This is a genomic window from Nocardioides sambongensis (assembly GCF_006494815.1).
GTDB lineage: Bacteria > Actinomycetota > Actinomycetes > Propionibacteriales > Nocardioidaceae > Nocardioides > Nocardioides sambongensis.
On the sequence record NZ_CP041091.1, the window covers coordinates 491,710 to 513,372 of the forward strand.

Below are 21,663 nucleotides of genomic sequence, written 5' to 3' on the forward strand. Positions count from 1 at the left end.
GCACGACGAGCAGGAACGAGGAGCGGTGGGACTGAAGGCGTGGTGGCGCCGGGTCCGCAGCGACGAGGCGGAGCAGGAGACCTTCGAGGTGCCCGCGCCCCCGACCGAGCAGGACGTGCTGGCGGCGCTGAACCAGGTCAACGCGACCCTGCGCGCCCAGAACGCGCCCCCCGTCGTGATCTCGCGGGTGGTGCGCATCGCGCGCTCGATCAACCAGACCCTGCCGCGGCTGCGTGAGTCGGGGCTGGGCAGCGAGGAGGGGTACGCCGTGGTCGCGACCGCCACCGACTACCTCCCCGAGGCGATCCAGGGCTACCTGCGCCTGCCCCGCGAGTGGGCCGACACCCGCCCGATCGACGGTCGCAAGACCGCCCTGATGATCCTGATCGAGCAGCTCGAGCTGCTCGCCGCGACCATGGACAAGATCCTCGACGCCGCGAACCGGGCCGATGCGCAGGCGCTGATCGCGCACGGCCGGTTCCTGCAGGCCAAGTTCGGTCACGCCTCCGACGGCGGCGACCTCAGTCTGGAGACCCCGTGACCGATCCCTCCACCTCCGGTACGACGCTGACCTCCGCGTTGGACGCGCTGGTCGCGGTCGCCCGCCGCAGCGGCGTCGACCCCGGCGCAGCGCTCCGCGAGGGCGAGTCCCTCGCCGCGACCGTGGCCGAGCCCAACAAGGGGGCCTTCGTGGAGTGGGCCGAGCAGACCGGCCGCGCGGTCGCGGACGGCGGCGCGGAGGCGTTCTTCGACGCGGCCGTCGCCGGACGCCGGTTCCGCGCCGGCCCGACGCCGTCGATGTCGTTGCTGAGCCTGGAACGCTCCCCGCACGCGCCCGACTACGCCCGCGCGCTCGGCGAGGTCGCGCTCGCCGCCAGCGCCCTCGGCACGGTCGACCCGCGAGCCGTCGGCAACGCAGCGATGGCGACGTCCGCGCAGTTGGGGGAGCCGACGGCGTCAGCGTCCCCGGCCGGCCCCGGGCAGGGTGCGTTCGACCTCGGCCCGGACCCGCAGCGACAGCAGGTGCCGGGCGTGGGTGACCACGTCCTCGACCAGCTCCGCACCGCGGGCAACGAGGTGCAGCAGCGGATCCGGGACCTGGCGGTCACCCGGGGGACGTCCGGCACCTCCGGGCTGTCCGGGGGGCCCGTGCCCACCGATGGCCCGGCGCCCACCGATGGCCCAGCGTCACGTGGCACGCCCCCGGACCGGGCGGACCCGGCGGGCGCGACCGAGACCGCCGGCGACGAGCCGGAGGACGCTCCGGATCAGACGCCCGAGCCGGAGGAGGAGCCGAAGTCGGTCGAGGAGCTGCTGGCCGAGCTGGACGCGCTGATCGGCCTGAAGACCGTGAAGGGCGAGATCCACCGCCAGGCCGCGGTGCTGCGCGTCGAAGGACTGCGCCAGCAGGCCGGCCTGGAGACCCCGACGATCACCCGGCACCTGGTCTTCAACGGCAACCCCGGCACCGGCAAGACCACCGTGGCCCGGCTGGTCGCCGGGATCTACCGGGCGTTGGGCCTGCTCTCCAAGGGCCAGCTGGTCGAGGTGGACCGCTCCGAGCTGGTCGCCGGCTACCTCGGCCAGACCGCCGCCAAGACCGCCGAGGTGGTCGGCTCCGCCGAGGGCGGCGTGCTCTTCATCGACGAGGCCTACGCGCTCTCCGGCGACCAGTACGGCAAGGAGGCCATCGACACCCTGGTCAAGGAGATGGAGGACAAGCGCAACGACCTGGTCGTCATCGTCGCCGGCTATCCGCTGCCGATGGCCGTCTTCATCTCCGAGAACCCGGGGCTGGAGAGCCGGTTCCGCACCACCATCGACTTCGTCGACTACACCGACGACGAGCTGGTCGACATCTTCGCCTCGATGGTCACCGGCGCCGACTACGACGCCGGTGAGGAGGTCCTCGAGCGCCTCCGCGAGATCCTCGGCGACGTGGTGCGCGGTCCGTCCTTCGGCAACGCCCGGTTCGTGCGCAACCTGCTCGAGGCGGCGATCGGCCACCACGCCTGGCGGCTGCGCGAGGTCGCGGAGCCGACACTGGAGCAGTTGCGCACGCTGGAGCCCGACGACCTCGTCGTCGACCCGAACACCGACCCCGGTGCCGAGGCGGACGCCGCGCCGGTCGGCCACGCCACGGAGCTGGTGCCGCCGGTCGACGTCGTCGACCCGACGCCGGTGGAGCCGTTCGAGGCCCCGGCCGAGTCAGGAGAGGGATCGTGAGCCAACCAGCCCCCGTCGCCGCCCCGCCAGCCGCGGCCTCCGCGCCACCGGCGGGCGCCGGTGCGTCGGCCGCTCCGGCGCCGGAGCCGGCGTACGTCGACACACCCGCACTGCTCAACCGGTGGCAGCTGATCGGGATGAGCGTCGCCATCGTCTTCGGCCTGCTCTCCGCGCTGATCCAGTTCACCTCCTGGCAGTCCGACGGCCGTGCCGCCGACGACGCCGAGCAGCTGACCCGGGTCCAGGAGATCCAGTCCTCGCTGCTGCACGCCGACGCGCTGGCCACCACCTCCTTCCTGGCCGCCGGCATCGTGGACACCGGCGACCAGCAGCAGGCCTACGAGGAGGCGATCGACGACGTCCTCGACCAGATCGTCGACGCCGCCGAGGCCCAGCCCGCCGACCGCGAGGCACTGGCTGCCCTCAACCAGCAGGTCAACGACTACGACGCGGCGGTCGCGGTCGGCCGCGCCTACAACCGGCAGGGCTACCCGGTCGGCGCGGAGTACCTGAGTGGGGCCAGCGAACAGCTGCGGGACGAGGCGCGGCCGATTCTCACCAACCTCGTCGACGCCAACACCGAGCGCGCGGAGAACGCGCTCGGGGGCCAGCACCCCTGGTGGCTGCTCGCGGTCGGACTGCTCGCGCTGGCCGGGCTGTTCTGGGTCAACCAGCAGATCGCCCGGACCTTCCGCCGGCGCATCAACAAGGGGCTGGCGATCGCCGGTGCGGTGGTCCTGGTGACCACGCTGGTCGCGGCGCTCGCCGCCTTCGTCGCCGCGGGCGGCAACGGTGACCTGCGCGACGGCGAGCTGACCCGGGCCACCGACCAGGCGACGGCCCGGACCGCGGCCAACGACGCCAAGGTGTACGAGAACCTCCGCCTGATCAAGCGCGGCTCCGGCGACACCTACGAGGACCCGTGGAAGGAGGCCGCCGCCGTCGTCGAGCAGCGCAGCGACGACGACCTCCTCGGCGACTGGGAGACCTACACCGAACGCCACGGCCAGATCGTCGAGCGCGACGAGGACGACCTGTGGCGTGCGGCCGTCCGGATCGCCGTCGACCCCGGCGCGACCGGCTCGACAGCGCCGCTGGAGGCGTTCGACACGTCCTCCCAGGAGCTGGTCGACGAGCTCACCGGCACCGTCGTGGACGACCTCCGTGCCGGCCGCTCCTTCGCCCTGGCCGGCAGCCTGATCACGCTGCTGCTCGGCGTCGCGGCGGCGATCGCCGTGGCCCGCGGTGTCGGTGAACGACGCAAGGAGTATGCATGAGCACCCGTCCGCGCCGGCTCCGCACGGCCACCGCCACCGTCGTGGCCGCCCTCGCCGCGAGCGCCCTGGTCGGCTGCTCCTACGAGCCGACCGCCGTCCCCGAGCCCGCGGCGGAGACCACCGACGCGCCGGCCGCCTCGGAGGCCACCTGCACCACGGACGAGTCGACCCTCGCCTCCTACGCGCCGGACGACTCCGGCGGCGCCACGGTGCAACGGATCCGCGATCGCGGCCGGATCATCGTCGGGGTCTCCGCCGACACCTTCAAGATGGGCTCCCGCAATCCGGAGACCAACAAGATCGAGGGCTTCGACATCGACATCGTCCGCGCCGTCGCGCAGGCGATCTTCGGGGCGGACTTCGACGGAGGCGCCTCGATCCAGTTCCGGGTGATCACCGCCGCCGACCGGATCCCGCTGCTCGTCGACGGCGACGTCGACATGGTGGTGCGCAACATGACCGTCAACTGCGAGCGGTGGGAGGAGATCCGGTTCTCCCAGATCTACTACGAGGCCACCCAGAAGGTGCTGATCGGCAAGGAGACCGCCGACGAGCTCGAGGCGTCCGGCGAGGAGTTCGCTATCGCCGACCTGGCCGGGCAGACCGTCTGCGCGCCCGAGGGGTCGACCAGCATCAACAACATCACCGAGGCCGAGCCGGACGCCGAGGTGGCCGCGGCGGCCAACCACACCGGCTGCCTGGTCGACTTCCAGCAGGGCGAGGTCGACGCGATCACCGGCGACGACACCGTGCTGGCCGGCCTGGTCGCCCAGGACCCGCTCGCCGTGGTGCCCGAGCAGCAGCCGCTGACCACCGAGCCCTACGGGGTCGGTGTCGGCCCGGATGCCGCGGACCTCGCCGCCTTCGTCAACGCGGTGCTGGAGGACATGCGCTCCGACGGACGCTGGCAGCGGTCCTACCGCAAGTGGCTGGCGCCGTACCTGGCCGAGGACGCGACCCAGCCGCAACCCGTCCAGCCCTACCGGAGCCGGTGACGATGGCGGGAACCGTCGCGCCTTCGGCGCCCGGCAAGCTCGGCGACGCGCTGGAGCCCGCCGCGATCCAGACCTACCTGGGCGAGCTCGACGCCTGGCTGCGGGTACGACGCGACGAGCTCGACGAGCTCGACGCGGCCGCCCTCGGGGCCGGAAGGGGCGGGGAGCTGGCCGGCGACATGTCGCTGGCGCTGGCGCTGTGGAAGGCGACCAGCGACCGCTACCAGCTGGTCTTCGCCACCTGGGACGGCGGACGGGTGCTGCGCCAGGAGCGGGAGCGGATCTCCGCGCTGATCTGGGGACGACTGGACGGGGCCACCGAGCTCCCCGGCGGGCTCGCCGTCTCGCTGCCCGAGGCCGGTCGGCTCTGCGACGCGCTCACCGGCCAGCTGCGCACCCGGCTCTCCCTCGTGCCCGGCGCGGACGAGCAGGCCGCCCGGATCCGCGACCTGCGCGCCCAGCTGGAGCGGATCCGCGACCAGGTCGCGCTGGAGCCGGCGAACCAGCGCGACGCCGCCGTGGCACGGCTCGCCGAGCTGATGTCGCGGTTGCAGGCGATCACCGCCAAGGCGGAGCGCGGCGGGGACGTCGGCGGGATGCTCGGACCGTTCGAGGTGGAGGCCACCACCTTCGAGCGGGACCTGATCGTGGGCAACGCCCGCCGCCGCGACGCCCGGGACCAGGTGCTCTCCGCCCGTGAGCTGCGCGCCGACCTGGAGCAGCGCGCCGCGGCCCTGGCCAAGCTCGCCGCCGCTTGCGTGGCCACCGTCGACCCAGCTCCGCGGTATGCGGTCCCCGACGTGGAAGCGCTCGGGCAGGTCCCGGTCACGCCCGACGAGATCGGCGGCTACCTGCACCGACTCGACCGGGTCTCGCAGGCGCTCGAGCTGGCCCAGCACGCCTACTCCGACGCGCTCGAGGAATACGCCCGGCTGGTCGGGCTGCTCGACGCGTTCGTGGCGAAGGCCCGTGCCGCCGGTGTCGCGGCCAACCCCGACCTGGTGGCCAGCGAGCAGCAGGCACGCGACCTGCTCGCCCGCCGCCCGGCGCCGATGGCGGTGGCCCGCCAGCTCGTCACCACCTACCAGACCTGGCTCGCGAAGGAGACTGCATGAGCACCCCAGGCAGCTGCACCCAGCCGGGCTGCGGCGGACAGATCCTGGACGGCTACTGCGACGTGTGCGGGATGCCGGGCACGGGCGGCGCCTCCAGCGGCATCGACACCGCCACGGTGGCGCCCACCGCGGCCGCGGGGAGCGGCGTCTCCCGGGCCGACCACGCCGAGATCGGCACCGTCCCGGTCGCGCCCTCGCGGGCGGTCAACGGCACGCCGTGCGGTCAACCCGGCTGCAGCGGCTCGATCCTGGACGGCTACTGCGACGTCTGCGGCACGCCGGCCACCTCCAACGCGGCGGTCGCCGAGGCCAGCGCGCTGGCCACCGCCGCGCACGTGGGGCCCAGTCCCGTCCGCTGGCCGACGCCGATGCCTCGGTGGCGACCTCGGCCAGCCGCGTGCAGTCCGCCGCGATCGGCTCGCGGCGGGCCGGCCGGGACGGGTCGAGCGCCACGCGTCGTACCCGGGTGGGCTCGCAGCGGATGCGGGCGGCCCGTCTGGGCGCCGGCCTCACCTCGGTGCCGCCGGCCCCACCGGTGGACGCGGCCAAGGCGATCATGGCCGACCCGCAGGTGCCGGAGAACCGCCGCAACTGCGCGAAGTGCGGCAACGCGGTCGGCCGCAGCATCGAGGACCAGCCCGGCCGTGCGGAGGGCTTCTGCCCGCAGTGCGGCACCCAGTTCTCGTTCACGCCCAAGCTCGGCGCCGGCGACCTGGTCGCGAACCAGTACGAGGTCGCCGGGGCGCTCGCCCACGGTGGCCTGGGCTGGATCTACCTGGCCCGCGACCGCAACGTCTCCAACCGGTGGGTGGTGCTCAAGGGCCTGCTCAACGCCGGCGACCAGGACGCCCTCGCCGCGGCGATCGCCGAGCAGCAGTTCCTGGCGCAGGTCGAGCACCCGTCGATCGTCGAGATCTACAACTTCGTCACCCACGAGGGTGCCGGCTACATCGTGATGGAGTACGTCGGCGGCAAGTCGCTGAAGCAGATCCTCAAGCAGCGGATCGCCGCCAACCACGGGTCCTACGACCCGTTGCCGGTGGACCAGGCGCTCGCCTACATCCTCGAGCTGCTGCCGGCCTTCTCCTACCTGCACGACCTGGGCCTGGTCTACTGCGACTTCAAGCCGGACAACATGATCCAGGTCGGCGACGCGATGAAGCTGATCGACCTCGGCGGCGTGCGGCGGATCGACGACCAGGAGTCCGCGATCTACGGCACCGTCGGCTACCAGGCCCCGGAGGTGGCCGAGGTCGGCCCGTCGGTCGCCTCCGACATCTACACGATCGGCCGCACCCTGGTGGTGCTGTGCATGGAGTTCCGCGGTTACCAGAGCACCTACCTGCACTCGCTGCCGCCGGTGGCGTCGACCCCGCTCTTCGTCGAGTACGACTCGCTGTACTGGCTGATCGCCAAGTGCTGTGCCCCGGACCCGGCGGACCGGTTCGCCTCGGTCGACGAGCTGCGCACCCAGGTGCTCGGCGTGCTGCGCGAGGTGGTCGCACGCGACCATCCGGGCACGTCGCTGACCAGCGCCGCGTCGGTGCACTTCGAGTCCCCGGCCACCGCCCGTCCGATCGTCGAGTGGAGCCAGCTCCCGGAGCTGCGCGAGGACACCACCGACCCCCAGCACGCCTGGCTCTCCACGGTCGGCACCGACGACCCCGGCCAACGGCTGCGGGACCTCCAGGCGGCCCCGGTGGACTCCGCCGAGGTGTGGCTGGCCCGCGCCCGGGCCGCCCTCGAGCTCGGCAACAGCGTGCAGGCGCGGGCCTTCGCGGCCAGCCTGCTCTCCCAGGATCCGTGGGAGTGGCGGGCACTGTGGGTGGAGGGACTGGCGGCCGTGCAGGCCGACGACTTCGAGACCGCGAAGGCCTCGTTCAACGCGGTCTACCAGCAGGTCCCCGGCGAGCTCGCGCCCAAGCTGGCGCTGGCGTTCGCCTGCGAGCACGGCGGCCGGCCGGCCGTCGCGGAGAGCCTCTACCAGGTCTGCGCCACCACCGACGCGGCCTACGTGCCCTCCGCCGCCTTCGGTACGGCGCGGGTGCGGGCGGCCTCCGGGGACACCGCCGGTGCCGTCGCGGCGCTGGACCAGGTGCCGACCACGAGCCGCGGCTACACCGAGAGCCGACAGCAGCGTGCCGAGGTGCTGCTGGCCGGGAGCGCGCAGGACATCGCGGTCCTCGACCAGGCGATGCGCACCGTCGAGCGGGCGAGCATGGACAGCACCACCCAGCAGCGCTACGTCGTCCGGATCCTGACCGAGGCGCTGCCCGTAGTGAGCGGGACCCCGGGCCCCGGGACCACCGGTACTCCCGGGAGCGGCAGTGCCGGTGTCGGCGGGCCCGGCAGGAAGGACGGTCCACGGGGCGCGGGCTCGATCGGCTCGGTCGAGGCCACCGAGCAGGGGGTCCGCGACGGGTTGGAGGCGGCCTTGCGATCCTTGGCGCGCGACACCCCCGACCTGCACGAGCGCGTGGACCTGGTGAACCGGGCCAATGCGATCCGGAACTGGAGCCTGACATGAGCACGGTCTGCGCGGCCTGCGGCGCGACGGCGCCCGGCACCGCCCGCTTCTGCGAGAGCTGCGGCGCCCCGCTCGCCGGTGCCCCGGCGGCGCCCGCGCCGCCACCGGTCCGACCGGGGAGCGACGACCCGATGGGGGACGCGCCGATCAGCGCCCCCACCCGGATGCCGTCCGCGGCGCTCTCCGACCCGGTGCCGGCGATGACCCGACGGCCGTGTGCGGAGTGCGGGGGAGAGGTCGGCCCCGACCTCTACTGCATGGAGTGCGGGACGAAGGCGCCGAGCGAGCGGGACCACTTCCGTGAGCGCCCCGCCGCGTGGGTCGCGGGCGTCTGCGACCGCGGCATCACCCACGCCCGCAACGAGGACGCGATGGCGCTGCTGGCCGGTGCGCGTCCCGGCTCCCGGGCGGTGCTCGTGGTGCTCGACGGCGTGTCGAACTCGATCGACTCCGACGTGGCCTCGCTGGCCGGGGCGCATGCGGCGCGCGACGTCCTCCGGATGCCGCTGCCCGTCGGGCTGGGCACCGAGGAGAGCCGTGCCGCGGCGGCACGCAAGGTGTTCGACACCACCGTCCGGGCGGCCAACACCGCGATCGTGGCCACCACCGACCCGGACTCGCCGAATCCGGCGTCGGCGACGTTGGCGGTCGCCGTGGTCGAGGGGCAGCGGGTGCATGTCGCCAACATCGGCGACTCCCGTGCCTACTGGCTGCCCGACGTCGGCGACGGCGTCCAGCTCAGCACCGACGACTCGCTCGCCCAGACCCAGATCGCGGCCGGAGCGCCGCGGGCGGTCGCCGAGGCCTCGCCGCAGGCGCACGCCATCACCAAGTGGCTGGGGCGGGACAGCCCGGACCTCACGCCACACCTGGTCACCCGCGACCTGGACGCCGCCGGCTGGGTGATGGTCTGCTCCGACGGACTGTGGAACTACGCCTCGGAGCCGGCCGACCTGGCCGCCCAGGTGGCTGCGGCCGGCACCACCGACCCCGCCGAGCTGGCGATAGCCCTGGTCGGCTTCGCCCACGACTGCGGCGGACAGGACAACATCACGGTGGCGCTGGCCCGGATCGAGCCGGCCGACGACGGGTCCGCCGCACCACCCGCGGTGGGCGTCGCCGCCGTCGGGCAGAATGCCGGGCAGACGGAGCAGTCCGGTGCCGGACCGGCCGACCCGGTGGTCGACGTACCCGACCGGACCGACGCCCCCGAGTTGCCCGAGTTGCCCGACCACTCCCAGGGAGGTCCCAGCGATGGCTGAGTTCACCGCCGCCGTCTACCAGAACGAGTTCCTGCCCGACGGTGGGACGGACGTGAACGCGATCGTGACGGTCAGCTGCACCGGCGCGGGCACCGCCGGGCAGGCGGGCTCGGGGGATGCCGGCGAGATCATCATCGTCGACACCTCCGGGTCGATGGGGCCGGCCACGATGGAGGCCGCCAAGGATGCGGCCAAGGCAGCGCTGGCCGAGATCGTCGACGGCACGTGGTTCGCGGTGATCGCCGGCGCGGACCGGGCGATGCTCGCCTACCCTCCGGTGACCTCCGGGCCGGGCATGGTCCAGATGGACAGCCGGGTCCGCAACCAGGCGATGTCGGCGATCGACCGCTTCGTCGGCAGCGGCGGCACGGCGATCAGCACCTGGCTCGACCTCGCCGGGCAGCTCTTCAGCTCCGTCCCGAGCGTCTCGCAGCGCCACGTGCTGCTGCTGACCGACGGTGAGAACCGGGAGCGGCCGGGGCGCCTGGACGACGCGATCAACCGGGCCACCGGCTACTTCCAGGCCGACTGCCGCGGTGCCGGGACCGACTGGCAGGTCGCCGAGATCCGCCGCATCGCCCAGGCCCTGCTCGGATCGGTCGACATCATCCCGCGCCCGGACCAGATGCGCGCGGAGTTCCAGGCGATCATGCGCAAGTCGATGTCGCGCGGGGTGGCGGACGCCAACCTCCGGGTCTGGACCCCGCAGGGCGCCCAGATCCTGTTCGTGCGGCAGGTGTCGCCGACGGTCGAGGACCTCACCGCGCGACGCACGCCGGTGAACCCGCTCACCGGCGACTACCCGACCGGTGCGTGGTCGGACGAGTCCCGCGACTACCACGTCGCGGTCCGGGTCGCCGCCAAGGCGGTCGGCCAGGAGCAGCTCGCCGCCCGGATCCAGCTCGCCCTCGGCGACGACATCGTCACCCAGGGACTGATCAAGGCCACCTGGTCCTCCAACTCCGAGCTGACCACCCGGATCGACCAGCAGGTCGCCCACTACACCGGGCAGACCGAGCTGGCCGCCGCGATCCAGGAGGGCCTGGCCGCGAAGGCGGCCGGCGACGAGGCCACCGCCACCACCAAGCTCGGACGCGCCGTCGCGCTGGCCGCCGCCACCGGGAACGCCGAGGCCACCACCAAGCTGCGCAAGGTCGTCGAGGTCGAGAACGAGGCGGACGGCACCGTGCGGCTGAGGCGCGCGGTGGACAAGGCCGACGAGATGGCGCTGGACACCGCGTCGACCAAGACCACGCGGATCCGCAAGGACCCAGCATGAGCTCTGTCTGCCCGTCCGGGCACGACTCGTCCGCCGACGACTACTGCGATGTCTGCGGACTGCCGATCGACTCCTCGGCCGCGACCCCGGCCGACCCCGGTGCGCCCGCCGGAGGCGGGGCCGAGCAGGTCAGTGCCGCGGACACCGCCGCGACCGCGCCGGAGGAGGAGAGCGCGGACTGCCCCAACTGCCAGGCGGCCAACCCGCCCGACGCGCTCTTCTGCGAGGCCTGCGGCTACGACTTCACCACCGGCACCATGCCGCGTCCGGTCGAGCCCGCGCCGCTCGACCTCTCCGTCTTCGGCATCCCCGACCCGTCGGCACCGGCCACACCGGTGGGGGAGACCGGGCAGGCCGGGCAGGCCGGCCAGGCCGGGACCCAGGACGCCCCCGAGCCGGTCGCGCCGCGACTCGAGGCAGCCTGGGTGGCCGAGGTCTGGATCGATCCCGACTGGTACGACGAGCAGGACAGCGACGACCCGTTGCCCTCGGCCGGCGTGCCGGAGGTGGTCCCGATCCGCACCAGGTCGGTGCTCGTCGGACGGGCCTCCCGCAGCCGCGGCATCGACCCGGACATCGAGCTCGGCAGTGACACCGGGATCAGCCGCCGCCACTGCCAGCTCACCACCGACGGGACGCGTTGGTGGGTCGAGGACCTGGGCTCCTCCAACGGCACCTACGTGGGCGGCTCGATCGGCGCGCTGCCGGCGATGCCGATCACGCCCGGCGAGAAGCGCGAGATCGCCCCGGACGAGCGGCTCTACCTCGGTGCCTGGACCCGGATCGTGGTCCGCCGCGCCCAACCCGGCGAGATCTGAGGCGAGCCCGGCCCAGTCGCGCGCACCCGGGCCGGATCACCCGGTCGGACCCACCCGGGGCGCACGCGGCGGCGCGCGGAGGACTCAGCGGCGGGTGGCCAGGATCAGCGCGGCGTCCGGCGCGGTCATCAGCTCCACGGCGGTGAACCGCTCGTCGGTCAGCCACCGCTCCCGCTGGATGTCGACCCGGCCGTCGGTGATCGGCGGCCACATCTGGCACGGCACGAAGTCGTCGAGGACGACCAGGCCGCCGGGCTCCACCAGCTCGGCCAGCCGGTCCACGTCCCCGGCGTCGGGGTTGCCGGAGTCCAGGAACAGCAGCGAGTAGGGACCCTTGTCCATCAGGGTGGACCAGTCCGCGGCGAGCACGTCGACCAACGGGTCGTCGGTGAAGATCTTCGCGGCCGCCCGGGCCAGCTTGGGGTCGAGCTCGGCGGTGATGATGCGTGCCTTGTCGTTGCGCACGCCTGAGCGCAGCCACGCGGTCCCGACACCGCAGCCGGTGCCGAACTCCGCCATGGTGCCCTCGCGGGTGGCCGCCAGCGCGGCGAGCAGGCGCCCGGTCTCGTTGCGGCAGAACGACACGTAGCCCGAGCGGCGCGACACGTCGAAGGCGCGCTGCACGACGGCAGGGAGGTCGGGGTTCGCGCTCATGCGGAGAGTCTTCCATCCTGGTACGAATGTCTCGACATGCGAACACGTCGTGGAATTCGGCGGACAGCGGCCGGCGGACGTCGTACTGTCGTCGCACCATGCGGAGCGCTCTTCTCGTAATCGTGCGCCGCGGCGGGGCCTGAGAGAGGCCACCTCGCCGCGGTGTTCGTGGCGTTCCCACTCCGCGCGTGGCTTCTCCTCATCTGAATGAAGCCCCGGAGCTCACCTCCGCAGCGGGTCCCATCGGCCGGACCCCGCGCGACCCGCATCTCCGACGCAGTCGACCTCGTGCGATCCACGAGATGACGCCCCACCCGTTGCGGTGGGTCACCCCCGGGGCCGGCACCACCCCGGTTCGTCATCGAACCACCACCGATCAGCACGCATTCGACCCGAAGGACTTCACCATGTACGCGATGTACCCCGACTGGTCCGGCACCGAGTGGGGCCCGGCCAAGCACGACCCCGAGCACCCCTTCCGTCGCGAGGCAGCCACCGGGCGTAACGCCCTGCAGGCCGCGTTCGGCGGCGGCAACGGCGCCGCGCTTGACCTGCGAGACGCGGACGAGAACCGCCCCGACGACAACTAACGTTTCCGACCATGAACGACTCCTCCGCAGCCCCGTCCGGCACCCCCGTCACCAGCGGCCAGGTGTCCCTCGGTGTCATCCCCGGTGACGGCATCGGCCAGGAGGTGACCGCCGAGGCGCTGAAGGTCCTCGAGGTCGCCGCCCCGGACGACGTGAAGTTCGCCCAGACGCGCTACGACCTCGGCGCCGAGCGCTACCTGCGGACCGGCGAGGTGCTCCCCGACAGCGTGCTGGAGGAGGTCCGCGGCCAGGACGCGCTGCTGCTCGGTGCGGTGGGCGGCAAGCCGAACGACCCGAACCTGCCGCCGGGCATCCTCGAGCGCGGCCTGCTGCTCAAGCTCCGCTTCGAGCTCGACCACTACGTCAACCTGCGCCCGTCCCGGCTGTTCCCGGGCTCGGTCTCCCCGCTCTCCGCCGAGGTGCTCGGCAAGGGTGAGGTCGACTTCGTGGTGGTCCGCGAGGGCACCGAGGGCCCCTACACCGGCAACGGCGGCGCGCTGCGCGTCGGCACCCCGGCCGAGGTCGCCACCGAGGTGTCGGTCAACACCGCCTTCGGCGTCGAGCGCGTGATCCGCGACGCCTTCGCGCGCGCCCAGCGGCGTCCCCGCAGGAAGCTCACCCTCGTCCACAAGACCAACGTGCTGGTCAACGCCGGCTCGGTCTGGTGGCGGCTGTTCCAGGAGGTGGCCGCCGAGTACCCCGACGTCACCACCGACTACTGCCACATCGACGCGGTGATGATCTACCTGACCACCGACCCGCAGCGCTTCGACGTGATCGTCACCGACAACCTCTTCGGCGACATCATCACCGACCTGGCCGCCGCCATCAGCGGGGGCATCGGGCTGGCCGCCTCCGGCAACGTCAACCCGGACCGCACCGCTCCGTCGATGTTCGAGCCGGTGCACGGCTCGGCGCCCGACATCGCCGGCCAGCAGATCGCCGACCCGACCGCCGCGATCCTCTCCGGTGCGCTGCTCCTCGATCACCTCGGTCACCCCGCCGCCGCCCGTCGTATCGAGGAGGCCGTGCTGGCCGACCTCACCGCCCGGACCCCCGGCGTCCAGCGGAGCACCCCCGAGGTCGGCGACGCGATCGCTGCGCGAGTAGCCGGCTGAGGCGCTGCGGGTTTCACCGGCTGACCGGTGAAACCCGCACGGCTCGATCCAGCGACACCCGAGGACTAGATTCGTGACCATGCAGATCACCACCACGCTCGCCGAGAACCCGACCGACGACGCTCGTCTGGCCGAGATCCTGGCCAACCCGGGCTTCGGCACCCACTTCTCCGACCACATGTTCACGGTGGAGTGGACCCCCGAGCGTGGGTGGTACGACGCCCGCATCACGCCGTACGGACCGATCACCCTCGACCCGGCGGCCGCCGTCCTGCACTACGCGCAGGAGACCTTCGAAGGGATGAAGGCCTACCGCCACGCCGACGACTCGCTGTGGCTGTTCCGCCCGGAGGCCAACGCCGAGCGGATGGTGCGCTCCAGCCACCGGCTGGCGCTGCCGGTGCTGGAGGTCCCGGACTTCCTCCAGGCGGTCGAGGAGCTGGTCCGGGTCGACGCGCGCTGGGTGCCCGCCAACGCCGACGGCGGCGAGAAGAGTCTCTACCTGCGTCCGTTCATGTTCGCCTCGGAGAAGTTCCTCGGGGTGCGGCCGGCCCAGCACGTGACCTTCATGGTGATCAGCAGCCCCGCCGGGGCCTACTTCAAGGGCGGCGTCAAGCCGGTCACGCTCTGGCTGACCGAGGAGTACACCCGGGCCGGACGCGGCGGCATGGGCGCGGCGAAGACCGGTGGCAACTACGCCAGCTCCCTGGTCGCTCAGCAGGAGGCCAGCTCGCACGGCTGCGACCAGGTGGTCTTCCTCGACGCCCAGGAGGGGCGCTACGTCGAGGAGCTGGGCGGGATGAACATGTACTTCGTCTACGACGACGGCTCCATCGTCACCCCCGAGACCGGCACCATCCTCGAGGGCATCACCCGCTCCTCGATCATCGAGCTGGCCGAGAAGATGGGGCACCAGGTCACCCAGCGGCAGTTCGGGATCGACGAGTGGCGCGACGGGGTCGCGTCGGGCCGGATCACCGAGATCTTCGCCTGCGGCACCGCGGCCGTGGTCACCCCGGTCGGTGCGCTGAAGTCGGCGGCGGGCGACACCCCGGCCCCGGCCTCCCAGGACCTGACGATGCGGATCCGTGAGCAGCTCGTCGGCGTCCAGTTCGGCCGCAACGCGGACGCGTTCGGCTGGATGCACCGCGTCGACTGACCCGCGTGGCCGCGGGCCCGGCAGGGTGAGGCGTCCGCCACGACGCAGGCGCGGATGAGTCCGGACAGGGTGGCCGCTGGGTACTCTCAGGGCGTGACCAGCCAGCCGCACGACGGACCGACCCGGGTCGGGGACTACACCCTGCTCACCCGTCTCGGCGAGGGCGGCATGGGCATCGTGCACCTGGCGCGCGGCGCCGACGGGCGGCGGGTGGCGCTGAAAGTGCTGCGCCCGCACGTCGTCGGCGACGCCGAGGCCCGGGCCCGGCTGGCGCGGGAGGTCGGCTCGCTGAGCCGCGTCCGCAGCCCGTGGGTCGCCGAGATCCTGGCCGCCGACCCCTGGGGCGAGATGCCCTACGTGGTCACCCGCTACGTGCCCGGCCTCTCCCTGCACGACCACGTCCAGGAGGAGGGTCCGGTCGCCGACCGGGACCTGCTCTGGCTCGCCGGCTGCCTGGCCGAGGGCGTCGAGGCCGTGCACGCCGCTGGCGTCCTGCACCGCGACGTGAAGCCGTCGAACGTGCTGATGGAGGGGCGCACCCCGATCCTGATCGACTTCGGACTCGCCCGCGTCGCCGAGGATCCGCGTCTCACCCAGACCGGCTGGTTGCTGGGCACCCCCGGCTACCTCGCCCCCGAGATCCTGTACGGCGACGAGGCGACTCCCGCCGCCGACGTGCACGCCTGGGCGGCGACCGTCGCCTACGCGGCGACCGGGCAGGCGCCGTACGGGCGTGGTCCGGCGATGGCGATCATGGACCGTGCGCGCCGCGGGGAGCACGACCTCTCCGGCATCGACCGACCGTTGGCCGACGTGCTGGACGCGGCGCTGTCGCCCGACCCGCTCGAGCGACCCCTCCTCGAGGAGCTCCTCGCTTGGCTCCGACCGTTGAGCACCCGACCGTCCGACCCGCGGGTGCCGCCACCGGGCGGCGGCGTCCTGGGTGGCGTCGGCGAGCAGGTGGACGACGACGACTTCACCCTGCCGCTGGCGTTGGCCGCGCAGGCGGGCGTGGTGGTGCCGCCGGTGCCCCCGGTTCCTGCCGGTGAGGTCGCCACGGCCACCCCGATCACGGTGGTCGACCACGTGCGCCCGGGCGCGGTCGCCGCCGCACCGCCCGCGCCCCCGACGACGCCCGTGACGGCGCCGCCGGCCCCGGTCGGGGACGGGACCGGCACCGAGCGCCTGGAATCCGAGCGCCCGGAGTCCGAGCGCCCGGAGTCCGAGCGCTGGTCATCCGCGGCGGACGGGCGCGAGGGCGCCCGCACCCAGGTGCTGGCCGATGGGTCGCGGGAGTGGCCACCGCCCCCGCCCCGGGACGGCGACGACGCGCTGTCCCGGATGGAGGAGCAGTGGGACCGGCAGTGGGAGGAGCCCGACGGTGCCGCGCGGACCGATGTGCCGGCACTGGAGCGGGTCCGTCGCGGTCTCGCGGTCACCGCGGGCGCGTTCGTCGTCGGCGCCGGGCTCGCGGCGGCCCCGTGGCTGACGCTGATCGGCGTGGTCGCGATGATCTGGCTGCTGCGCGCCGGCTCCCTGGCCAGCTCCGCGGTCGCCGGCCGACGGCAGGTCCGCGGCCGCAAGTGGCACGACGGGCTCGCCTGGGTCTTCTCCAGTCCGTGGCACCTGCTGCGGGCGACCACCGGCACGCTGGTGCTGACCGTGTGGAGCGCCGGCCTGGCCCTCGCCGCAGGACTGCTCTGCTACGCCTTCGCCCTCGACCTGCCGACGTCCCTGTTGGTCAGCGGCACCACGCTCGGTGTCGCGCTGTGGTCCGGTCCGGGCTCGGACCGCTTCCGTCGTCCGGTCGGTCGGGCGCTCTATCCGGCGACCGGGAGGCCGGTGGCGTGGCTGGTGCTGTGCGCCGCCCTGGTCGTGACCGGCTCGCTGCTGGCGATGGTCGCCGTCGGGCAGGGCACGTGGTGGGCTCCGGCCGACAGCGGCCCCTTCGGCCTGGGCTGACGCCGGAGCGCCTGCGTAGGCCGCACCTGAGCACGCGGGACCTGACCACGATGTGACGGGCTGCACCCCGTCCCCGGCGGACGTGGCACACTGGCGGCGTGTCGCAGCACCGCACCATCATTACCTAGCGCGTCGCCGCCGGGACCACCCCGGGAGCGACGCGCAGACCTCTCGTGCCCCGGGGGGTCTTTCTCATTTCCGGGGCACGGAGCGGACCCCGGCACACCCACCACCAGCACCAGCGAGAGACGAACCCGATGACGCAGCAGCCCCTGGACCTCCACGGCGCCTTCCACGTCTACGACACCACCCTGCGCGACGGAGCGCAGCAGGAGGGGTTGAACCTCTCGGTGGCCGACAAGCTGGCGATCGCCCGCCAGCTCGACGGGCTCGGCGTGGGGTACATCGAAGGCGGGTGGCCGGGGTCGAACCCGAAGGACACCGAGTTCTTCCGGCGTGCGGCCACCGAGCTCGACCTCCGCCACGCGCGCCTGGCCGCCTTCGGCTCGACCCGGCGCGCCGGCAGCACCGCCGCCGACGACCCGATGGTCGCGGCGCTGCGGGAGAGCGGCGCCCCGGTGGTCACCCTGGTCGCGAAGTCGCACGCGGGGCACGTGGAGAAGGCGCTGCGGACCACGCTGGAGGAGAACCTCGCGATGGTCCGGGACACGGTCGGCCACCTGCGCGCCGAGGGTCAGCAGGTCTTCCTCGACGCCGAGCACTTCTTCGACGGCTACCGCCTGGACCGCAGCTATGCGCTCGAGGTGCTGCGGACCGCCGCCGAGGCGGGCGCCGACGTGGTCGCGCTCTGCGACACCAACGGCGGGATGCTGCCCCCCTGGGTCTCGGACGTGGTCGACGACGTCATCTCCACCACCGGGGTCCGGGTCGGCATCCACTGCCACAACGACACCGGGTGCGCCGTGGCGAACACGCTGGCCGCGGTCGACGCCGGCGCCAGCCACGTCCAGGGCTGCATCAACGGCTACGGCGAGCGCACCGGCAACGCCGACCTGGTCAACGTGGTGGCCAACCTCCAGCTCAAGCTCGACCGTCAGGTGCTGCCGCCCGGCCTGCTCCCCGAAGCCACCCGGATCGCCCACGCGGTCGCCGAGGTCACCAACTTCCCGCCCGCCTCACGCCAGCCGTACGTCGGCTCCTCGGCCTTCGCGCACAAGGCCGGACTGCACGCCAGCGCGATCAAGGTCGACCCCGACCTCTACCAGCACATGGACCCGGCCGGCGTCGGCAACGACATGCGACTGCTGGTCTCCGAGATGGCCGGCCGCGCCTCCATCGAGCTCAAGGGCAAGGAGCTCGGCTTCGACCTCTCCGGCGACCCGGAGCTGGTCGCCCGGGTCACCGCACGGGTGAAGGAGATGGAGGCCCGCGGCTACACCTTCGAGGCCGCGGACGCCTCGTTCGAGCTGCTGCTGGTCGAGGAGGTCGAGGGCGCCCGTCCGACGTACTTCGACGTGGAGAGCTGGCGGGTGATCACCGAGACGCTGACCCATGCCGCGCCGGGGGAGGAGGCGGTCTCCGAGGCGACCGTCAAGCTCGCCGCGGCCGACGTCCGCTACGTGGTGACCGGTGAGGGGAACGGACCGGTCAACGCCCTGGACCAGGCGTTGCGCTCGGCGATCGGGCAGGCCTATCCGGAGATCGCGAAGTTCGAGCTGATCGACTTCAAGGTCCGGATCCTCGATCAGGGTCACGGCACCGACGCGATCACCCGGGTGCTGATCGAGACCAGCGACGGCGAGGCCTCCTGGGTGACGGTCGGGGTCGGCGCGAACGTGATCGAGGCGTCCTGGGAGGCGCTCGCCGACAGCCTCACTTACGGGCTGCGCCGCCACCACGTCTGACCCGGTCCGCCCGGGCCGGGCCGCGCCCGCTCGTCCGGCCGCTGGCCCACGGCCGTCCCGTGGCTCACGGCCAGCCGGCGGACGGACAGGACCCTCCGCTCCTCGGCCGCACCGTGAGCAGGGTGATCGAGCGGGCCGGGAAGCTGCGCACCGACGGCCCGCCGGTCCAGGTGCTGCGGTGCACCGGCCGGACCGAGGTGGGCCGCTTCCGGGCGTTCGCTGGCCGGGTGACCTCGCCCGGCGCGGACCGTAGCGTCCGGGTGACCACGCAGCTGGCCTTGGCGCGGTCCGGCATCGCCAGCCTGATCCGGGTCTCGCCCTGCCAGCGGGTGTTCACCACCAGCATCGACCCCTGCGGTCCGTGCCGGGTGCCGGCGACGACCAGCGACTTCGGCACGCCGGTGACCTGCACCGGGGTCTGGCCGACCAGCTGCCGCACCAGGAACTCCAGGTGGGCGGTGCCGGAGAGGACGTAGCGCCGGCCGAACCGCTCCAGCAGGGTGTCGAAGTTCGACACGTTGGAGATCCGGACGCCGGCGTTGACCTGACCGACCAGCTCCACGCCGCGGAGCAGGTCCCCGAGGAACTCCAGCGAGCGGTGCCGCCCGCTGCTGTGGAAGCCGCCGAACTCGGTGACGGTCAGGAAGCGTTCCGCCGCGTCCTTGCGCCGGGAGTCGCGCATCGCGGCGGAGAGCGTGACCAGGCTGCCGTTGGTGGCGCGGCCGTCCTTCATGTAGGCGCGGTGCATCGCCTGAACCGCGGTCGAGCCGCTGATCGTGGCGTACTGGTGGACCGCGAGGCAGTCGTAGCCCCGGCCCGAGGACTCCATCAGGTCGACGAACGACAGGGTCGGCCACGAGCTGCACACCGAGACGTCCACGCCGGGGACGCCCTGCAGGGCCCGGTAGAAGTCGGTGAAGCCGGGCATCCGGCCGGCGGCGTACTCGATCCGCAGCGACCCCTTCGGTCGGGCGCCCTGCTTGCCGTCGCCGAACCGGATCCGGTCGTGCGCGGCGTTCAGGGTGAAGACGCGGGCCCGGGGTCCGGCGCCGGCGAGCGACTCCACGTAGCGCCAGGTCCGGCCGGCCACCCGGATCACCGGGACCCGCTTCAGCGAGATCGGCGCGTAGCGGGGCCGGTAGACCTGACCGGCGCGGCCGTCGGCGCGCACCGGATGGGCCAGGTCGCACCCGGATGCCGGGTAGAGCCGGTCGTCCCCGGCGGTGCCCTGCTGGAACCGGATGCCGCCGCGGACGTAGTCCCGCAGCCGCTTGTCGAGCGGACCGGAACGCCAGTAGCGCTGGTCGTTCAGGTAGGGCTCGTTGCCGATCTCGACGGTGATCCGCCGCTGGCCGGTCGCCTTCGCGACCGCTCGGACGAACGCCCGCGCCCGGTCCGGGGTGGTGTTGATCATCGGGATCATCAGGTTGGTGGTGGAGCGCGCGTGGTCGGCGAACGCGGCCTGGGCACCGACCGTGTAGCCCGATCGGGCGGCCGGGATCGCGGTGAAGTGGGGGGCGGCGAAGCCACCGCTGGTCTGGCAGCCGACCTTGCTCATCGAGCGGCGGTAGTCGAAGAGGTTCGCGACCGTGCCGCCGGCGTACCGGATGCTGCGCAGTCCGGCGTCGGCGAGCAGGTCGGCGACACGGGCGCGGACCCGCCCGCTGCCGGGGTCCCAGGCGCCGTCCGCGTCGTCGATCCAGCGGAGGTTGCCGCCGACGATGCCGGCGACGACCTTGCCGTGGCCCAGTCCCTCGCGGGTCAGCGTGACCGGGGCCGGTGCGAAGCGTCCGCGCGGTCCTCCGGGCTGGGGTGCGGCGGTCGACGGCACCAGGTCCTCCAGGCCCACGTCGTGGCGGCGGTCCCACAGGTTCCCGTCGTCATCGGTACGACGACCGCCCGCACCGTCGCCGGGCGCCGCAGGGTCCGCGGTGGGCCGGGGCGCCGTGCCGGGCGCCGCGCTGGTCCCGGCGGCGGTGAGCACGGCGGCGCCGAGGGCGAGCGTGACCAGGCCGATCAGGAGCAGGAGGGCCCGAGGGAGGCGGGGGAGAGCGCCCCGGGGTCGATGCATGGGCGCGACCGTAACCGGCCGCGGCCTCTGTTCCGGGGACCCGCACCGGCGAGCGGGGGAGTGTGTCCGGTCTGACGTCGCCCCGCGCTGCTCACGGAGCCGGAGCCGGTGCGGGTGCCGCGGTGACCACGCGGCGCGCGAAGTCCGTCCAGCTGGCGGCGAGCTGGTCGACGGTGCGCCGGTCGTGCTCGATCAGCTGACGCAGCGCGGGCACGGTGAGCGGCGCCATCAGCGCCATCGCCAGATACTGCAGGTCGCCGGCGACGCCCATCCTGCCGAGCAGGAAGCGCAGGTGCATGGTGGAGAAGCCGAGCACCGCACGGTTCGTCGCCCAGGTCTGGCCGGCCGCCTCGATCAGCGCCGCCTGAGTGAGGTTGGTCCGCATCCGGGACTCGCCGAAGGCGACCAGCCGGTCCCACGGGTCGGCGCCCGGCCCGAGCGGCGGCGGGCCGGAGATCACCGCCTCCTGCCAGGTGGTCTCGGCGTGGTCCAGCAGCGAGGCCATCATGCCCTCGCGACTGCCGAACCGACGGAAGACCGTGCCCTTGCCGACCCCGGCCCGGGTGGCGATGGCATCCATGGTGACCGCCTCCACGCCACGCTCGGCGACGAGTGCGGCCGCGGCGGTGAGCAGCGCCTCGCGGTTGCGGGCGGCGTCGCGGCGCACCGCAGGGGCCGAGGAGATCAGGGGCAGCGGGGTGGCCTCGAGGTCGGACATGACGCAGATCACCCTAGTGGCGACGAA

At 73.3% G+C, this 21,663-nt stretch carries 18 protein-coding genes; 14 read left to right on the plus strand and 4 right to left on the minus strand.

Going from position 1 to position 21,663, the window contains the following annotated elements; translation table 11 throughout:
• Window positions 1–25: 25 nt before the first annotated feature.
• From FIV43_RS02270 to FIV43_RS02290, 5 genes are read left to right on the plus strand one after another with little or no spacing between them, the layout of a single operon-like run.
• Window positions 26–541: a hypothetical protein gene (locus tag FIV43_RS02270; RefSeq protein ID WP_141012813.1), complete on the plus strand. Its 516-nt coding sequence runs from the start codon at window positions 26–28 to the stop codon at window positions 539–541.
• Window positions 538–2,226 carry an AAA family ATPase gene (locus FIV43_RS02275; RefSeq protein ID WP_231123631.1) on the plus strand — a complete coding sequence of 563 codons (1,689 nt, stop codon included), beginning with the start codon at window positions 538–540 and terminating at the stop codon, window positions 2,224–2,226. Before FIV43_RS02270 ends, FIV43_RS02275 begins: the two co-directional genes overlap by 4 nt.
• A complete protein-coding gene (locus FIV43_RS02280) occupies window positions 2,223–3,503 on the plus strand; it encodes a hypothetical protein (RefSeq protein WP_141012814.1) in 1,281 nt (426 codons plus the stop codon). Before FIV43_RS02275 ends, FIV43_RS02280 begins: the two co-directional genes overlap by 4 nt.
• The gene (locus tag FIV43_RS02285) at window positions 3,500–4,498 is read left to right on the plus strand and encodes a glutamate ABC transporter substrate-binding protein (protein WP_141012815.1); all 999 of its coding nucleotides are present in this window, start codon (window positions 3,500–3,502) and stop codon (window positions 4,496–4,498) included. The genes FIV43_RS02280 and FIV43_RS02285 overlap by 4 nt, the downstream gene beginning before the upstream one ends.
• A 2-nt stretch (window positions 4,499–4,500) precedes the next feature.
• Window positions 4,501–5,613, plus strand: coding sequence for a hypothetical protein (locus FIV43_RS02290; protein ID WP_141012816.1), 1,113 nt, complete (start codon window positions 4,501–4,503; stop codon window positions 5,611–5,613).
• A 52-nt stretch (window positions 5,614–5,665) separates the two neighbouring features.
• Here the strand turns inward: FIV43_RS02290 and FIV43_RS21845 are convergent, their stop codons facing one another.
• Complete coding sequence (locus FIV43_RS21845; RefSeq protein WP_231123632.1) at window positions 5,666–5,827, minus strand: hypothetical protein; 162 nt, start codon at window positions 5,825–5,827, stop codon at window positions 5,666–5,668.
• A 162-nt stretch (window positions 5,828–5,989) separates the two neighbouring features.
• Between FIV43_RS21845 and FIV43_RS02295 the strand changes: the two genes are divergently transcribed.
• The 4 genes from FIV43_RS02295 to FIV43_RS02310 all read left to right on the plus strand — a co-directional run bounded on the left by FIV43_RS02295 (window position 5,990) and on the right by FIV43_RS02310 (window position 11,499).
• Window positions 5,990–8,140 (plus strand): serine/threonine-protein kinase, encoded by a 2,151-nt coding sequence (locus FIV43_RS02295; protein ID WP_231123633.1) that lies wholly within the window; start codon window positions 5,990–5,992, stop codon window positions 8,138–8,140.
• A 371-nt stretch (window positions 8,141–8,511) separates the two neighbouring features.
• Window positions 8,512–9,402 carry a PP2C family protein-serine/threonine phosphatase gene (locus FIV43_RS02300; RefSeq protein WP_407938880.1) on the plus strand — a complete coding sequence of 297 codons (891 nt, stop codon included), beginning with the start codon at window positions 8,512–8,514 and terminating at the stop codon, window positions 9,400–9,402.
• Window positions 9,395–10,681, plus strand: coding sequence for a vWA domain-containing protein (locus tag FIV43_RS02305; RefSeq protein ID WP_141012818.1), 1,287 nt, complete (start codon window positions 9,395–9,397; stop codon window positions 10,679–10,681). Before FIV43_RS02300 ends, FIV43_RS02305 begins: the two co-directional genes overlap by 8 nt.
• A complete protein-coding gene (locus tag FIV43_RS02310) occupies window positions 10,678–11,499 on the plus strand; it encodes an FHA domain-containing protein (protein ID WP_141012819.1) in 822 nt (273 codons plus the stop codon). Before FIV43_RS02305 ends, FIV43_RS02310 begins: the two co-directional genes overlap by 4 nt.
• A gap of 84 nt (window positions 11,500–11,583) precedes the next feature.
• On the opposite strand, the gene FIV43_RS02315 is transcribed toward FIV43_RS02310, so the two are convergent.
• Window positions 11,584–12,153, minus strand: a complete 570-nt coding sequence (locus FIV43_RS02315) for an O-methyltransferase (protein WP_141012820.1) — start codon at window positions 12,151–12,153, stop codon at window positions 11,584–11,586.
• A 302-nt stretch (window positions 12,154–12,455) separates the two neighbouring features.
• Here FIV43_RS02315 and FIV43_RS02320 point away from each other — a divergent pair, with 302 nt between their 5' ends.
• The 5 genes from FIV43_RS02320 (at window position 12,456) to cimA (ending at window position 18,847) form a co-directional block, all read left to right on the plus strand.
• Window positions 12,456–12,743, plus strand: coding sequence for a hypothetical protein (locus tag FIV43_RS02320; protein WP_141012821.1), 288 nt, complete (start codon window positions 12,456–12,458; stop codon window positions 12,741–12,743).
• 11 nt (window positions 12,744–12,754) lie between these two features.
• Window positions 12,755–13,861 (plus strand): 3-isopropylmalate dehydrogenase, encoded by a 1,107-nt coding sequence (locus tag FIV43_RS02325; protein WP_141012822.1) that lies wholly within the window; start codon window positions 12,755–12,757, stop codon window positions 13,859–13,861.
• Window positions 13,862–13,940: 79 nt separating this feature from the next.
• On the plus strand, window positions 13,941–15,020 hold the full coding sequence (locus tag FIV43_RS02330) for a branched-chain amino acid aminotransferase (RefSeq protein WP_141012823.1): 1,080 nt from the start codon (window positions 13,941–13,943) through the stop codon (window positions 15,018–15,020).
• Between the two features lie 93 nt (window positions 15,021–15,113).
• Window positions 15,114–16,982 (plus strand): serine/threonine-protein kinase, encoded by a 1,869-nt coding sequence (locus FIV43_RS02335; protein WP_181407650.1) that lies wholly within the window; start codon window positions 15,114–15,116, stop codon window positions 16,980–16,982.
• Window positions 16,983–17,239: 257 nt separating this feature from the next.
• Entirely contained in the window at window positions 17,240–18,847 is a 1,608-nt protein-coding gene (cimA, locus tag FIV43_RS02340) for a citramalate synthase (protein ID WP_141012825.1), read from the plus strand.
• Window positions 18,848–18,911: 64 nt separating this feature from the next.
• Here cimA and FIV43_RS02345 read toward each other — a convergent pair whose 3' ends face one another.
• Window positions 18,912–20,918: a baseplate J/gp47 family protein gene (locus FIV43_RS02345; RefSeq protein WP_141012826.1), complete on the minus strand. Its 2,007-nt coding sequence runs from the start codon at window positions 20,916–20,918 to the stop codon at window positions 18,912–18,914.
• 91 nt (window positions 20,919–21,009) lie between these two features.
• Entirely contained in the window at window positions 21,010–21,636 is a 627-nt protein-coding gene (locus tag FIV43_RS02350) for a TetR/AcrR family transcriptional regulator (RefSeq protein WP_141012827.1), read from the minus strand.
• Window positions 21,637–21,663: the final 27 nt, after the last annotated feature.

What these genes read in the sequence shown, in the direction of transcription:
- cimA (WP_141012825.1), top strand. Translation starts at nt 17,240, where the DNA reads ATGACGCAGCAGCCCCTGGACCTCCACGGCGCCTTCCACGTCTACGAC.
- FIV43_RS02315 (WP_141012820.1), bottom strand. Translation starts at nt 12,153, where the DNA reads ATGAGCGCGAACCCCGACCTCCCTGCCGTCGTGCAGCGCGCCTTCGAC.
- FIV43_RS02350 (WP_141012827.1), bottom strand. Translation starts at nt 21,636, where the DNA reads ATGTCCGACCTCGAGGCCACCCCGCTGCCCCTGATCTCCTCGGCCCCT.
- FIV43_RS02305 (WP_141012818.1), top strand. Translation starts at nt 9,395, where the DNA reads ATGGCTGAGTTCACCGCCGCCGTCTACCAGAACGAGTTCCTGCCCGAC.
- FIV43_RS02325 (WP_141012822.1), top strand. Translation starts at nt 12,755, where the DNA reads ATGAACGACTCCTCCGCAGCCCCGTCCGGCACCCCCGTCACCAGCGGC.
- FIV43_RS02285 (WP_141012815.1), top strand. Translation starts at nt 3,500, where the DNA reads ATGAGCACCCGTCCGCGCCGGCTCCGCACGGCCACCGCCACCGTCGTG.
- FIV43_RS02320 (WP_141012821.1), top strand. Translation starts at nt 12,456, where the DNA reads ATGACGCCCCACCCGTTGCGGTGGGTCACCCCCGGGGCCGGCACCACC.
- FIV43_RS02330 (WP_141012823.1), top strand. Translation starts at nt 13,941, where the DNA reads ATGCAGATCACCACCACGCTCGCCGAGAACCCGACCGACGACGCTCGT.
- FIV43_RS02310 (WP_141012819.1), top strand. Translation starts at nt 10,678, where the DNA reads ATGAGCTCTGTCTGCCCGTCCGGGCACGACTCGTCCGCCGACGACTAC.
- FIV43_RS02300 (WP_407938880.1), top strand. Translation starts at nt 8,512, where the DNA reads ATGGCGCTGCTGGCCGGTGCGCGTCCCGGCTCCCGGGCGGTGCTCGTG.
- FIV43_RS02290 (WP_141012816.1), top strand. Translation starts at nt 4,501, where the DNA reads ATGGCGGGAACCGTCGCGCCTTCGGCGCCCGGCAAGCTCGGCGACGCG.
- FIV43_RS02345 (WP_141012826.1), bottom strand. Translation starts at nt 20,918, where the DNA reads ATGCATCGACCCCGGGGCGCTCTCCCCCGCCTCCCTCGGGCCCTCCTG.